Source organism: Parasphingorhabdus sp., from assembly GCF_965233695.1.
GTDB lineage: Bacteria > Pseudomonadota > Alphaproteobacteria > Sphingomonadales > Sphingomonadaceae > Parasphingorhabdus.
This window is the reverse complement of sequence record NZ_OZ247497.1, coordinates 2,490,504-2,505,064: the sequence shown is the minus strand read 5'-3', so window position 1 is coordinate 2,505,064 and position 14,561 is coordinate 2,490,504. Positions and strand designations below refer to the sequence as shown.

Below are 14,561 nucleotides of genomic sequence, written 5' to 3'. Positions count from 1 at the left end.
AAGGTTCTTTGCCAGATTCGTGCTGCCTGCTTGCTGGTCGCAATAGCGGGAAGCTTTGCGCACAACATTCCCTGCAATGACACAGAAACAATTAGTGAAGAATTATGGTCGCTGTACCATTTCCATCATGTCCTCTTGCTGCGTGATCGGCAAAACATAAGCAGCGACAGCATTTTTCCCGACAAAAACCTCGGCTGCCAAGGCGTTTATATCTTCAACTGCCATCATCTTGAGAACCGACTCGCGCTGTCGGTGCCTGACAATCCCGTGCCCCTCGGTCTGCGCATCGCCCAACACGGAAAGCCAATAGCTGTTGTTTTGCAGCGTGCTGTCAATATCATCGACAATAGGTTTCAACGCGCGCCCGAAAATATCCTGATCAATGGTTCCACCCGCAAGATCCTGTCCTACCTCCAATATGGCCTGACGCACGGCATCGACTTGATCCGGCGCTGCGATCACGCTGGCAAAAATATAGCCATAGCCCTCGAACAGATCGTTGACGAATAGACCTGCGCCTGGCGAGTAGGTCGCCCCCATTTCCTCCCTGAGGACCGTTGTCAGCTGGTTACGAAAAATGCTTCGCAACACTTGCATTTTAAAAATACTGGCGGGATCCGACGCATCGGGTGCTGGCCAGTAAACCCGGACGACGGCCTGGTCTGCATTGCCCTGATGATAATAAACAAACGGATCGGCTGGCGGCGCCGGGAAATCCAGCTTGCGCATATCGGTATATTTTTCCTTGCTGTCTGCTCTTTTGCTCAATGCACCAAAGGTCCGGGCAACTTCAGCAATTGTTGTTGCTCGGTCGACATCGCCAACGATTGTGATTTCGATCAAACCATTTTCGAGTTGCGGCCCCATCCAGTCGCGCACATCCTCGATCGTAGGCGCTAGAAAGCTCTCCAAATCGTCGTATCCATAACGACGATCACCGGACCTTATCATGCGCGGTAATTCCTTCTCTGCTACGGTCAGCGGCGTCGCATCATGTGTCGGATACCATGCTTTCATCTTGTCATGATAGCGCCTAACAGTTTGCTCCCGATAGGCTGGAGCCGTCACATGGGCAGTCATCAGATTGAGTTGATCGGACAGGTTCTCCCGGTTGGTTCCACCGATAATTTCTAGCGCATCGTTATCCGGACGCAGACGCACTCTTGTCCCGACACGTTTACCGGCAAAAAGCGTATGCAGCTCATCTGCGCTATGCTCTTGAACGCCGCTACCATTTAAAAGGTTTTCAGCCAGGCGTCGCAAGCTTTCATCCTTTTGTGGCATGGAGAGAAATCCACTGCCAATTCTTACTCGAATGCCAATGGTATCGGCATCAAAATCGGTCTGTTTGAAATTAAGCCGCACATTATTGGCAAATAGTATCGAGTAAGCATCCGCATCAGGCAAATAAGCTTCCTTCACCACGAGTCCCTTTTGGCCAAAATTGGTGTAGGCAAATTTTTTCGCCTGATCGCTCTCCAAAGGTGAAACCGCAATCTTACGTGATGCGTCTAGAGCAGATCGTATCTCCGCTTCGGGATTGTCCAGCTTTGCGCTAGTCGCAAGATAGACAAATGGTTTTTCAATTCCCGTCCAGCGTTCACGAAAGACCCTCTCGACATCGGCCAATGATATCTCTGCAGCAAATTTTTCGAACCGATCGAGATCATCTTCCGGCGCAGTGAAAACACGCTCATTGGCGAAGCTATCGACCAGTTCCTTGGCATAGTTATACTCCAATCCCGCATAGGTCTTGCGCGTAGCTTTTCGGTCAACTGCCACCTCCAGTCTTTTTCGCCACCGCGCCAGTGCTTCATCCAGTTCCGATTGGGAAAAACCATAGGTAAAGGCGCGGCGTATTTCCTGGTCTCCCCCAGCCAGCGCTGCGCGCCAGTTTTCCGGATTGCTGCGCATGCGGATGACCCATGCGTCCACCGTATCCTCCGGTGCATAGCGGGAGATTGACGCATCAAGATAGGGGGCGTCACCTGAATCGACTTTGCGATCCAGGCGGCGATTGACAATCTGTGCCCCCAGCGCACGCAGAAAGCCCTCTTTGCGTCGCGCCAGATTATCCGGACGCTTTTCATAGGGATGCTTGATACCAAGCGAAACAAAGGTCAATATCTCGTCGTTCTGATGATAGCCGACTTTTCCAGGAACGATATTTACCGGCGGGATTTGCGCCGCGGGCGCAGGGGCCGAAGGTGGTTGCCAGTTACCAAAATAGGTTTCGATCTTTTTGATTGCCAGATTGGTGTCCACATCCCCGATAAAGGCGATGAAGGTGTTTTCCGGATGGTAATAACCACGATAATATTTGACAAATTCTGAGCGCGGCATTGTCGCGATGGTTTCGTCTTTGCCAATGGGCAAGCGATCAACCAGTCCGCTGCCTTCGGTCAGGAAACCCATATTGGCAATCAATGCCTGAAAGTTGACCGAATCCCGGCTGCGTTTTTCCGAAGCAATAACGCCGCGTTCGCGCTCGATGGCATCTTTATCAAGCGTCAGGTTTTGCGCTGTTTCCCGCATGAGGAAAAAGGCTTCGTTCAGTATTTCTTCGCCGACAGTGGGCAGGTTTAGCTTGTACGTCGTTTGGCTGAAACCGGTACTGGCATTGGTGTCCGCGCCAAAGGACAGACCATAGCGCTCGAGCCGCTTGATCATTTCCCCTTCGGCAACATTTTTGGAACCGTTAAAAGCCATATGTTCAAGGAAATGAGCAATCCCCTGCTGCTCGTCCGTCTCGTTCAGCGAACCGGTGGCTATCCGCATCCGCAACGCTGCAACCCCGCTGGGCGTGCTGTTCTTCATCACCGCATAGCGCAGGCCATTGTCGAGTGTCCCGTAAATGACCCGGGAATCTGGTTTCAGGTCACTCCCGTCATGGGCGAAGCCGGCGTTTTGATTGCTCGCCTGTGTCAATGCAGGAGTTGCAACGAATAAGCAGGATATGACAACCAGCGCATTGAGAAATCGCAACCGGGATATCTGTCGCATTACTAGGTCTCCAGAGAATCAGGGGGGTTCATTCGGACTGGCTAACGGCTATTACTATATAAGACGCACCGGAACGCCAATCCCTCAACAAATGACTTGATATTTGCACCCCGTTCTAATCCACGACTTTGTGCTGCTTCCTGAGGCCGATGCGGGGTGTTGGGGTGGGAACGGCCTCAGGAAACAGATGGGGGAAACGGGTTCGTTCTAAAATTTCGCACGGATACCCATCGTGATGGTGCGACCGCCGTTAAATTGAAACGTGTCGGGGAAATTGAACGACGTATTTCCATCACCAAATTGCGAGCTGGTCGTTTGTCGTATGTCCGGCTTTTTGGAACCACGCAGTAAGTCGTCGCCTTCCAAAAACAGAGTGAACAGTCCCCCCGCTTTTTCAAAGCTATAGGAAAAACGCGCGTCGAGCGTGTCATAACCCGGAATAACCGTATTGATGTTAAATTCGTCGAAAGTTTCTACTGTCGCGGACTGGCTGGTGTAGATGACGCGCCCCTGGAAGCCATCCCGCTCATAATCGAGCGACAGGTTGTACACCCACCGCGCCTGATCACGTAACGGGCGATCAAGGCTGAGTTGAATGGTATTGCCATCATCGTCACGGGCCGAAACCAATGTCGGAAAATCGCCGTTAGTATAGGTCACGTTGGCGAGAACCCCGAAGTCACTTAGAAAACCGGGTAAGAAGTTCAGCCGCCGGATAAGCTCGCCCTCGATGCCCCAAATCGTGCCACCTTCACCGTTTTCAGGCCGATTGACGAGGAATACCGTGCCGGGGTCAAGGTCAAGGAGATCAGGCCGGGTCGCGGCGAGCGGCTGGTACCGATCCAAAAATCTCTGACGCACATCTGTGTTATCGACCGCCGTGAAGGACACATTAGTAAAATTGTTGCTGATCTTTTTATAGAAGAAGCCTGCGCGAACCAGGCCGGGGGAGTCATCGAAATAATAAGCAATATCCAGGTCGAAATTGTCGGTCGTCGACGGCTTCAGACTGGGATTGGCTTCCAATATCGTCACACGCGCAAATTGGGGGCGAAGGTCAACGCTGAAAGTGGTGGATCGGTTTAGCAACCGGAAATCCGGATTGATAGTGGAACGGAAATATCCGAGGCGTGCGGTGAAATTTTCAATCGGGCGATAGGTCAGCAGAAAGCTGGGCGTCCATGTATCCACCGAACCAGAAGTGCTGTCGAAACTGACCAGGCCTGCTTCCACAAATGTTTCACGGGGCTCGCTGCGCCTGCCTGGCTCGTTCAAAACGAAACTCTGCGAAGTAATGGTTACGCCGGACCGCTTCTCCCTCTCATAGCGAACGCCAGCAATAAGATCGAAATCACCAACGGTAAGCTTTGATTCCAGATAGCCGGAAAATCTTTCTTCAATGGTTTTGGTAGGTATTAGGGCAGCGCCCGTTACAAGCGGATCCAGCGCCGCGAAGTCCAAGAAAGTGAACCTTGCCTCATTGAAATCTGTAGCAGGGTCATCGGTTATGAAATCTGGCAGTTGATCAACAATATTGCTTGTATTTGAGGGACTTAGAAACGGAATGGAAAATTCTGATACACCTAATTTCGCAAGACCGTCCTGGTCAAATGTGCCGTTATTGAACAATGTTACAGGTGTGGGAAGGCTCGCAATCCTTGTGTATCGCTGACTTGCGATCGTCCGAGGATTGGACGGATTGTCATTGGTAGTACGAGTGTTGCGTTGGTATTTGCCGCCCAGTTCCATATATTCAAGAAAATCCAGAGGCGTGTTATATCGCGCCTGAAACTCCCCAGTATAAGTTTCAGTCACATTCTCGATCGGGTTAATGACAGCGTTGAAAAAATTGTAATTAGAAGGATCGTTTACAAAATCAATTCCGGCCTGCGTTAGCGATGGGATGATTAATCCGTTACCAGCCGTAACGAACCCGCCATTGACTACCCGCGGAGTTGCAGCGGCGTCATCATCAGGATTGATCACAATAGTTTCGGGATCAATAAGATCCGTCAGATTTGTTGCCACAGCGTTGAAATTAACGAAACTATTATCCCCCTTGAACTCGGACCGTCCATAACCGGCCTTATATTCAAATTCCCAACGCCCGACATCCGTGTCGCCCCGAAAACTGATACTATCGCTCGTGCGCTGTTCATCCGTCGATGTAAGTATGAGGCGCGGATTCAACGACCTTAACGTCACGCGCCGACGCACTTCATTGTCCAGCTCCGGAATGGGCATATCGGTAGAAAAAGACGAATATCCAATAGTAGAGGTAGATCTACTGCTAACTATATTCGACTCATTGCGCTGAAAGTCCAAACGGAAGCGGGTATGATCCGCGACATCCCATGCGAGGTTCACCGAACCCACTATGGCCTCTTCCGCGCGATCGGTACGGGCATATTGCGCGCTCGTAATAAGCCGTTGTTGATCGAGTTCCGGATCAAACGGAAATTCAAGACTTGCCGGCGTGTTAAAAAGAGAAGTCGCACCGACGGGAAAAACCGAAGGAATAACGTCGACCACCGATGCCGTATAATTCAACCGATCCGTTTTCCGATATTGTAGCGACGCCGCAATCCCGAAATTGTCGGTCAACTTCTTTGCGACCGTTCCATTGATCTGATACTCCTCACCAAAGGCGCGGTCGAAATTGGTTTCGCCCTCGACAGAAAGATTGAGCGAGAAATCCCCGTAATCGAGCCCCGACTTGGTCTCAATCTCGACCAGTCCACCAGAACCCGTCCCTTCATGGCTGGGCAACAAGGATTTGTGGATGGTAATTTCAGAAATATTGTCCGTCAGGAATCCGCTCAGATCGACGGTGCGTTCAAATCCTGTGCCTTGCACTTCCAGGCCGTTAAGTTGCACGTTAATCGCTTCCGAGCTGAACCCGCGAACTGTGATACGCGATCCTTCCCCGGTTTCATCATCCCGCCCAAAAGCAACGCCCGGCACACGCCGTAGCGCTTCGGAAACCGTCTCCGCTGGAAATCCGCCAAGCAAATCCGAGGACACAATCGTCGCATTGTTATCCGCATTTTTCTGTTTGTTCAGCGCTTGTTGGATAGAACTGCGATAGCCGAAGACGACAATATCCTGATTGGCGGCACCGAGCTCTATATTCGCTTGCTCACGTGATCCAGCGGTGACCGAAACGATTGCGGTTTGCGTCTGTTCACCCAGATATTCGACGCGCACAACACGCTGGCCGCGGGGAACTGCGGGAAAATAATATTGCCCGCGGTCATCAGTGACCGTTTCGAGATTTGTGCCATCGATACGCACCAGCGCCCCTTTTAACGCCGCTCCGGTGCTCCTGTTCACGACGGTACCGGAAACCACTCCGGTCGGGCCATCATCAATACCGGGATCGGCTTGCATTGCGCTAGTGGCCGAAGCGCTCTGTACGACCGCCGGAGAAACAGTCGCCGGGTTGGCCGCATTTTGGCGGAGCCGCGAATTGCCAATCACGGTGAGCGCTAGAACATTGCCCTCAAGCTCGCGAAAGGAAATAGACGTTCCTCTCAATAACAAACGCAAAGCCTGTTTTGGCGTATGACGACCGGACACAGCGTTGGCCCTTTTGTTCGCGACCATGCTGGGTGGATAGACCAGGTTTTTCCCGGTCTTGAGAGCATAATCCCTCAAAGCGGAGGACAAAGGCTGGCTGGGCATGTTGAAGGACATGGCTTGGTCCTGCGCCTGCGCCGACCCGACAATTGCGATATTGGCCGCACCGGTAAGCATCGCTGCCTGCAGCAGTTTAAACGAACGAGATTGCATTATGATCCCCTGTCTTATCTTTCCCTGCAGGCCGTCAGTCATCCGCTAACTGGCCCGATGTAAAGTAAGACGCGCGAGCATCTGCTTTCCTCATAATCTTTTCGGATTGAGAGAAAAAAATCGTATTATATTAAGTGATGTTGGTAGACAAAAGTCTTATTTTTCAGTGACTAAATGTCACTCTTTCCAATCGAGAACAATGTCGCCTTCATCCGCAGGAGCGCTGTTCTTTACCGGGAAAGAAGCCTCTAACGCAGCAGCGAAACTGTCTATTGAGCCGACCTGAAAAATACCGCTAACCCGCATGTCGGCCAATGCAGAATCACCCACCACAAGTTTGCGTGTGGAGTAGCGGTTCACTTCATCAACAATCATACCCAGCGGTTCATTGTCGAAAATCAACCTGCCGTCTTTCCAACTCGTAACCGTAGCGGTGTTGATGACATTGACCTTGAACGGCAAATCACCAGCTGCGACGAGCTGCTCTCCCGGCCGCATTTGTTTTGTGCTGACGGCATTGGCATCGTCACCGCTTTCTTTGTCGACCGTTACAATGCCTTCTATTAGTGTGACCCGTACTTCATCATCCGACCGCCTGACAGAAAAGGATGTTCCAATAGCGGTTATCAACTTGTCGTCTGCCTCAACCACAAAGGGACGGTTGACATCCTTTGCCACCTCAAAAAGCGCTTCACCGCGCAGCAAGATCACGTCTCGACCTGCTTCGCTGTAATTGACTTGGATCAGACTGTCCGTGTTCAGTTCAACCACGGATCCATCGGGCAGGTTCACCGTTGATCGCTGCCCAACGCCCGTTCGATAGATCGGAGATTCCTGAGCCCCTGCTTCAGCCAATTGATCTGCGGGAGCAGTGGACCCGGAACCATCCCAATTGGCGAATGGGTTTAGCATCACTACAGAAACGGCCAGGACCAGAAGTGTAGCAGCAATCGCGCCATATTTTAGCCAGACATTGTTATTTGCAGCGGACGGGTTTTGCGCCAAGGCATTTTGCCGCATCGCCATGATATCGTCGTCCACCGCGCAGTCCTGCATTGCCGTCCAGACTTCTTCCTGCAAAGCATATGCTTCGGCATGCTGTGGACACTCTTCCAACCAGCCCTTGAAGCGCCTCTGATCTCCCTTGCTGGCATTGTCCGCACGCAATCGCGCGAACCAATAGGCCGCTTGTTCCTCAACGCCATTGTTGCCGCCAGCGGGGCTCATGGGATCAGCATCTTTCATTCGGACGACCCCAACCGCTTCGTAAGATGTTTGATGGCATCCATCATATGCTTTTCAACTGAACTCATCGATATACCCAATTGTTGCGCAATCTCACGATATTTAAACTCCTCAAACCTGTGCAGCAGGAATACGGTCCGTGTGCGTTCAGGCAATTCGTTCAATGCGTTTTTCAGCGCCACTACTTTCTCTTTACCTAGCAAGACGCGCTCGGGAGAAATTTCCTCAAAAGCATTTTCATTTTGGTCAGATAATTGTTTCGTAAAAGCGCGTTTGGTGGCTTCGCGCCGAGCCTTGTCGCGTAACAAATTCGCCGCGATCTGGAAAATAAACGCCTCTGGCCGTTCCAGATCAGCATTGTCGGCGCGCGATGTCAGCCGAAAGAATACATCCTGAACAAGATCTTCGACTTCGTTCTGGTTATAAACTCTTTTGCGGAAATATTTCTCCAGTGGCAGTTTGAACTGGGCAAACAGCTCTGCAAGATCGTTGTCGGGCATGGCTTCATCAGGACTATTGCCGTCGCCAGCATCGCCCGATTTTCCAGAATTGTTGTGTTTTTCCGATGCCAAAACAAGCCCTATCGAATCCAAATTTGCGTCGCGATAAAGAGAGGGGAGTCGCAATTTGTCAATGCCAACACTGGAAGTTACCTACTATGTCAAACCCTGCAAAGTGCCCTGAACCTAACAGATAGGATAATAGGAGGGCGAAGAAAAATTATTATACCAGCATCATGAAATATCCATTATTGCTAGAACCGCTCGACCTTGGCTTCACCACCATAAAGAACCGCTCGATCATGGGCTCCATGCACACAGGCCTCGAAGAAATCGAAGGCGGGTTTGAACGCATGGCAGCCTATTTTGCCGAACGCGCAGCCAACAATATTGGCATGATCATTACGGGCGGGATCGCACCCAATGAGGAGTCGTCCAGCGGCGGTGCGATGATGTCGAGCGACGAAGAAGCCGAAAAGCATCGCTTGGTGACCGATGCGGTCCACAAGGCCGATCCGGAGGTTAAAATCTGCATGCAGATTTTGCATTCAGGGCCATTGGCGTACACGCCCAATGCGGTTGCGCCATCGCCGGTCAAATCACGTATCGCGAGATTTGTTCCGAACGAACTAGACAAGGACGGCGTCCAGAAACAGATTGATGACCATGTCCGCTGTGCCATGATGGCGAAAAAGGCGGGCTATGACGGGGTCGAGATTATTGGTTCGGCAGGCTATTTAATCTCCACTTTTCTGGTGAAAAAAACCAATTTACGCGAAGATGAATATGGTGGTTCCTATGAAAACCGGATGCGTTTTGCATTGGAAATTGTCGAGCAAACCCGCGCTGCTGTCGGTGATGATTTCATCCTGATTTTCCGCATTGCGGCGATGGATATGCTCGAAGACGGGATGAGTTGGGACGAAATTGTAACGCTTGGGAAAGCGCTTGAAGAGGCAGGCGTAACGATCATCTCGACGCACTTTACCTGGCACGAAAGTGCCGTTCCGACCATTGCGACCATGGTGCCCCGAGCCGCGTTCACATCGGTGACGGGTCGGTTGCGTAAGGAAGTCAATGTCCCGGTCATTACATCCAACCGGATCAACATGCCCGAGGTGGCAGAGCAGGTTTTGGAACGCGGCGATGCCGATTTGGTTTCGATGGCTCGACCACTCCTGGCTGATAGCGCATTCATGCGCAAAACCGTGGAAGGACGCGAGGATGAGATCAACACATGCATCGCCTGTAACCAGGCATGTCTCGATCATACATTTTCGGGAAAATTAACGTCCTGTCTGGTCAATCCCAGAGCGTGCCACGAGACGATGTTAAACTATCTGCCAACCACTGCACCAAAGAAAATCGCAGTGGTCGGTGGAGGGCCAGCTGGCCTTGCTTACGCCACTGTGTCTGCCGAACGCGGACACAAGGTCACTCTTTTCGAAGCGTCATCGGAAATAGGTGGTCAGTTCAACCTCGCAAAAACGATACCCGGAAAAGAGGAGTTTCATGAAACCGTGCGCTATTACAACCGCATGATTGCGGTTCATGGCATTGACCTGAGGCTCGACACGCGTGCCGACGCAGCGACTTTGAAGGCTGAGGGCTTCGACGAAATAATCATCGCAACCGGTATCAAGCCCCGTCAACCCGACATTGAAGGTATCGACCATCCCAAAGTCGCCAGTTACATCGATGTCATAACCGGCAGGAAACCGGTCGGAAAGAAAGTTGCCATTATCGGCGCCGGGGGCATCGGTTTCGATGTCTGCGAATTGATCAGTCATTCCGGGCCATCAGGCGCCGTAGACCGCGATGTTTTTGCAGCCGAATGGGGCGTTGATTTTGAAAATCACCCGCGCGGCGGCGTGACCGGTGTTGAACCGAAAGTCGCAAAATCCGATCGTGAGATCACGTTGCTGCAACGCAAGGAAAGCCGGGTTGGTGCTGGGCTTGGCAAGACAACCGGTTGGACACATCGACTAACCTTGGCACGGCGCGGCGTGAACATGATGAATGGCGTTGAATATGTGAAAATCGATGATGCCGGGCTGCATATCCTGCAAGGCGGGACGCCGGAGGTCCTGGACGCCGACACGATTATCATATGCGCTGGACAGGACCCGCTACGGGAGCTTTATGATAGTCTGATCGAAGATGGTCTAGCCCCTCAACTGGTAGGCGGAGCCTATGAAGCGAAGGAACTGGATGCGAAAGCGGCCATAAATCAAGCGAGCCATATGGCTGCTGCGGTCTGAACAGGCCAATCGTTCAAACCCGGCAATCGGGCAACTGCCCGAGAAACGCTCGTAAATAATAGACAAGCAATGTTTATCTGTAATTAGAAAATCTTGCCAGCCTTTGCGCGGTAACTTCGCTATATGGATGTCTCTTGATTATTGCCTTGAGCTCTTTAGGCATTCAAAATTGATATCGAACGAAAGCAAACGCGCAATGAGCCTCACCCACCTTCAGCGTCTCGAATCAGAAGCGATCCATATCATGCGTGAGGTTGCGGCCGAAACCGAGAAGCCGGTCATGCTTTATTCGGTGGGCAAAGACAGCGCGGTCATGCTCCATCTTGCCAAGAAGGCGTTTTTCCCCTCTCCCCCTCCCTTTCCCCTTCTCCATGTGGACACCACCTGGAAGTTTCAGGAAATGTACAATCTGCGGGAAAAATCTGCCAGAGATGCCGGCATGGAATTGCTCGTGCACCAAAATCCCGAAGCCAAGGAACGCGGTATCAACCCGTTCGACCATGGCGGCCTCCATACCGATATGTGGAAGACACAGGGCCTCAAACAGGCGCTGGACCATTATGGCTTTGATGCTGCTTTTGGCGGCGCTCGGCGGGACGAGGAAAAAAGCAGGGCGAAAGAACGCATCTTCTCCTTCCGGTCAGCCAATCACCGCTGGGATCCCAAAAACCAACGGCCAGAGCTTTGGAAACTTTACAATACGCGCAAAGCAAAAGGTGAAACCATCCGGGTCTTCCCGCTGTCCAATTGGACCGAGCTCGACATCTGGCAATATATCCATCTGGAAAATATCGAGATTGTTCCGCTTTATTTCTCGGCACCGCGTCCAACCGTAGAGCGCGATGGTATGCTGCTGATGGTTGATGATGATCGTTTTCGGTTTAAAGAGGGGGAAGAGCCGGTAGAACGCTCTATCCGTTTCCGGACACTTGGCTGCTACCCATTGACCGGTGCTGTCGAGAGCGAAGCGACCACCCTGCCCCAGATTATTCAGGAAATGCTGCTGACCACGACTTCGGAGCGGCAGGGACGGGCGATTGACCATGATCAGGCCGCCTCGATGGAGAAGAAAAAGCAGGAGGGATATTTCTGATGGATAGCCCCGAAACAATCTACAAGACCGATGCCCTGATAGCTGAAGACATCGATGCCTATCTGGAGACCCACCAGCACAAGACGATGTTGCGCTTCATTACCTGTGGTTCGGTTGACGACGGCAAATCAACGCTAATTGGGCGCTTGCTGTACGATTCAAAGATGATTTTCGAAGATCAGCTGGCATCTTTGGAAGCGGACAGCAAAAAGGTTGGCACGCAGGGTCAGGAAATTGACTTTGCGCTTCTCGTTGATGGACTGGCTGCCGAACGGGAGCAGGGGATAACCATTGATGTCGCCTATCGCTTCTTTGCGACGGAAAAACGCAAGTTCATCGTTGCGGACACCCCTGGTCACGAGCAATATACCCGCAACATGGTCACGGGCGCGTCCACGGCTGATCTCGCGGTAATATTGATCGACGCGCGGCAGGGTATTTTGACCCAGACACGCCGCCATAGCTATTTGGCGCATCTGATCGGGATCAAGCATCTCGTCGTTGCGGTAAACAAGATGGATCTGGTCGGCTATGATCAGGCTGTCTACGACAAGATTGTGGCTGACTATAGCGCTTTTGCTGAAGAGATCGGCATAAAGGCGTTCACACCCATGCCAATTTCCGGCCTGGCTGGAGACAATATCACCAGCAAGTCAGACAACACGCCCTGGTATGATGGCCCCGCTTTGGTGGAGCATCTGGAAAATGTCGAAGTCATGGTGACCGCCAATCAGGCGCGGCCCCTGCGCATGGCGGTACAATGGGTCAATCGGCCCAATCTCGATTTCCGCGGATTCAGCGGACAAATTTCCGGCGGAAGCGTCAAACCGGGTGACCAGGTCCGCATATTGCCCTCTGGCAAGACAACCACCGTCAAACGTATCGTAACCATGGATGGCGATCTTGATGAAGCGGTAGCCGGGCAATCGGTTACCTTGACATTGGCAGATGAAATTGACTGCTCGCGCGGAGATGTCATTGCCGCCACCGACGCGCCACCACAAACCGCAGACCAGTTCGAGGCGTCGCTTGTCTGGATGGACGAAACAGAATTATTGCCGGGTCGCAGCTATTGGATGAAGATCGGCACGCAATTTGTGAGCGCCACCGTGCAACAGCCGAAATATCAGATCAACGTCAACAATATGGAACAGCTGGCGGCGAAAACGCTGGAACTCAATGGGATTGGCGTGGCCGAAATTGCCACCGATCGCCCAATTATTTTCGAACCTTATGTAGACAATCGTGATCTCGGCGGTTTCATTCTGATCGATAAAATCAGCAACGCAACGGTAGCGGCTGGCATGCTGCACTTCTGCTTGCGGCGATCACAAAATGTGCACTGGCAGGATGTTGATATTGATCGGGCCGCGCATGCGCTGCAAAAACGCCAGGAACCCCGGGTAGTCTGGTTCACCGGCCTTTCCGGATCGGGCAAGTCGACCATCGCCAATATGGTGGAGAAGCGCCTGCATGCCCTCGGCAAACATAGCTTTCTGCTCGATGGCGACAATGTCAGACATGGATTGAACAAGGATCTCGGGTTTACAGACGCAGATCGGGTTGAGAATATCCGCCGAATTGGAGAGGTCGCAAAGCTAATGGCTGATGCAGGACTGATCGTGCTGACCGCTTTCATTTCCCCGTTTAGAGCCGAACGACAGCTTGTCCGGTCCATGCTGCCAGAGGGCGAATTTATCGAGATATTTGTCGATACACCGCTGGCCGTCGCCGAAGAACGCGATGTCAAAGGCCTCTACAAAAAGGCGCGGGCAGGCGAGCTTAAAAACTTCACTGGCATTGATAGCGATTATGAAATCCCCGAAAATGCCGAAATGCGCATCGACACCACCAAGATGAGCCCAGAAGAAGCTGCGGAAATTATCGTGGACAAAATCGTCGGCAGTTGGTCCTATACGATATGACAGATGCTGAATTGGCGGCGAAGCTCGCAACGGATGCTGGCACTTTGCTGGTGGAATTGCGCAACAGCGCGCACTTGACCGGCAAGGATTTGGGCAATGCGGGGGATAAGGCGGCGAATGACATGCTCGTCGCTGCACTGCGTGCACAGCGTCCTGATGACGGTCTGTTATCAGAAGAAAGCAAGGATACGGCAAGTCGATTGGACAAAGACCGCGTCTGGATCATCGATCCCGTAGATGGCACAAGGGAATATAGCGAAGGCAGAGATGATTGGGCCGTGCATGTTGCATTGGCGGTTAATAACAAGGCTGCGATTGGCGCTGTTGCGCTGCCCAGCTTGGGCCTGACGCTACGCAGCGATTTGCCGATTGCTCGACCAACACGCAGCGATAAACTGCGCATGGTGGTTAGTCGATCCCGACCAGCCAAAGAAGCCGTCGCGATTGCCGAGATGCTTGACGCAGAACTAATCCCGATGGGCTCTGCCGGCGCTAAAGCAATGGCTATTGTGCGCGGCGAGGCCGACATTTACCTGCATTCCGGCGGCCAATATGAGTGGGATAATTGTGCGCCGGCTGCCGTTGCTCAAGCCCACGGACTCCATTGTTCCCGCATTGATGGACAGCCGCTGCTTTACAACCAACGCGATACCTATTTGCCTGATCTTCTGATATGCCACCCACAAGATGTTCAAAGCATATTGGAACGGGTTGACGGGCTTTAAGAAGCCAAAGACCTTTG

Annotated in this window: 8 protein-coding genes; 4 read left to right on the top strand and 4 right to left on the bottom strand. The window is 52.1% G+C overall.

The window, feature by feature from the left end:
* Positions 1 to 102 precede the first annotated feature (102 nt).
* The 4 genes from ACO6S1_RS11915 to ACO6S1_RS11900 all read right to left on the bottom strand — a co-directional run bounded on the left by ACO6S1_RS11915 (position 103) and on the right by ACO6S1_RS11900 (position 8,612).
* Positions 103 to 3,003, bottom strand: a complete 2,901-nt coding sequence (locus ACO6S1_RS11915) for a M16 family metallopeptidase (protein WP_422342916.1) — start codon at positions 3,001 to 3,003, stop codon at positions 103 to 105.
* Between the two features lie 207 nt (positions 3,004 to 3,210).
* Complete coding sequence (locus ACO6S1_RS11910; RefSeq protein WP_422342915.1) at positions 3,211 to 6,795, bottom strand: TonB-dependent receptor; 3,585 nt, start codon at positions 6,793 to 6,795, stop codon at positions 3,211 to 3,213.
* A gap of 177 nt (positions 6,796 to 6,972) precedes the next feature.
* Positions 6,973 to 8,040: a FecR family protein gene (locus ACO6S1_RS11905; protein ID WP_422342914.1), complete on the bottom strand. Its 1,068-nt coding sequence runs from the start codon at positions 8,038 to 8,040 to the stop codon at positions 6,973 to 6,975.
* The gene (locus ACO6S1_RS11900) at positions 8,037 to 8,612 is read right to left on the bottom strand and encodes an RNA polymerase sigma factor (protein WP_422342913.1); all 576 of its coding nucleotides are present in this window, start codon (positions 8,610 to 8,612) and stop codon (positions 8,037 to 8,039) included. The genes ACO6S1_RS11905 and ACO6S1_RS11900 overlap by 4 nt, the downstream gene beginning before the upstream one ends.
* Before the next feature lie 164 nt (positions 8,613 to 8,776).
* On the opposite strand from ACO6S1_RS11900, the gene ACO6S1_RS11895 reads away from it, so the two are divergent.
* From ACO6S1_RS11895 to ACO6S1_RS11880, 4 genes are all read left to right on the top strand, one after another.
* Positions 8,777 to 10,801: an FAD-dependent oxidoreductase gene (locus ACO6S1_RS11895; protein WP_422342912.1), complete on the top strand. Its 2,025-nt coding sequence runs from the start codon at positions 8,777 to 8,779 to the stop codon at positions 10,799 to 10,801.
* Between the two features lie 127 nt (positions 10,802 to 10,928).
* On the top strand, positions 10,929 to 11,894 hold the full coding sequence (gene cysD, locus ACO6S1_RS11890; RefSeq protein ID WP_422342911.1) for a sulfate adenylyltransferase subunit CysD: 966 nt from the start codon (positions 10,929 to 10,931) through the stop codon (positions 11,892 to 11,894).
* Positions 11,894 to 13,819 (top strand): sulfate adenylyltransferase subunit CysN, encoded by a 1,926-nt coding sequence (gene cysN, locus ACO6S1_RS11885; RefSeq protein ID WP_422342910.1) that lies wholly within the window; start codon positions 11,894 to 11,896, stop codon positions 13,817 to 13,819. The genes cysD and cysN overlap by 1 nt, the downstream gene beginning before the upstream one ends.
* Positions 13,816 to 14,544: a 3'(2'),5'-bisphosphate nucleotidase CysQ gene (locus ACO6S1_RS11880; protein WP_422342909.1), complete on the top strand. Its 729-nt coding sequence runs from the start codon at positions 13,816 to 13,818 to the stop codon at positions 14,542 to 14,544. The genes cysN and ACO6S1_RS11880 overlap by 4 nt, the downstream gene beginning before the upstream one ends.
* Positions 14,545 to 14,561 lie beyond the last annotated feature (17 nt).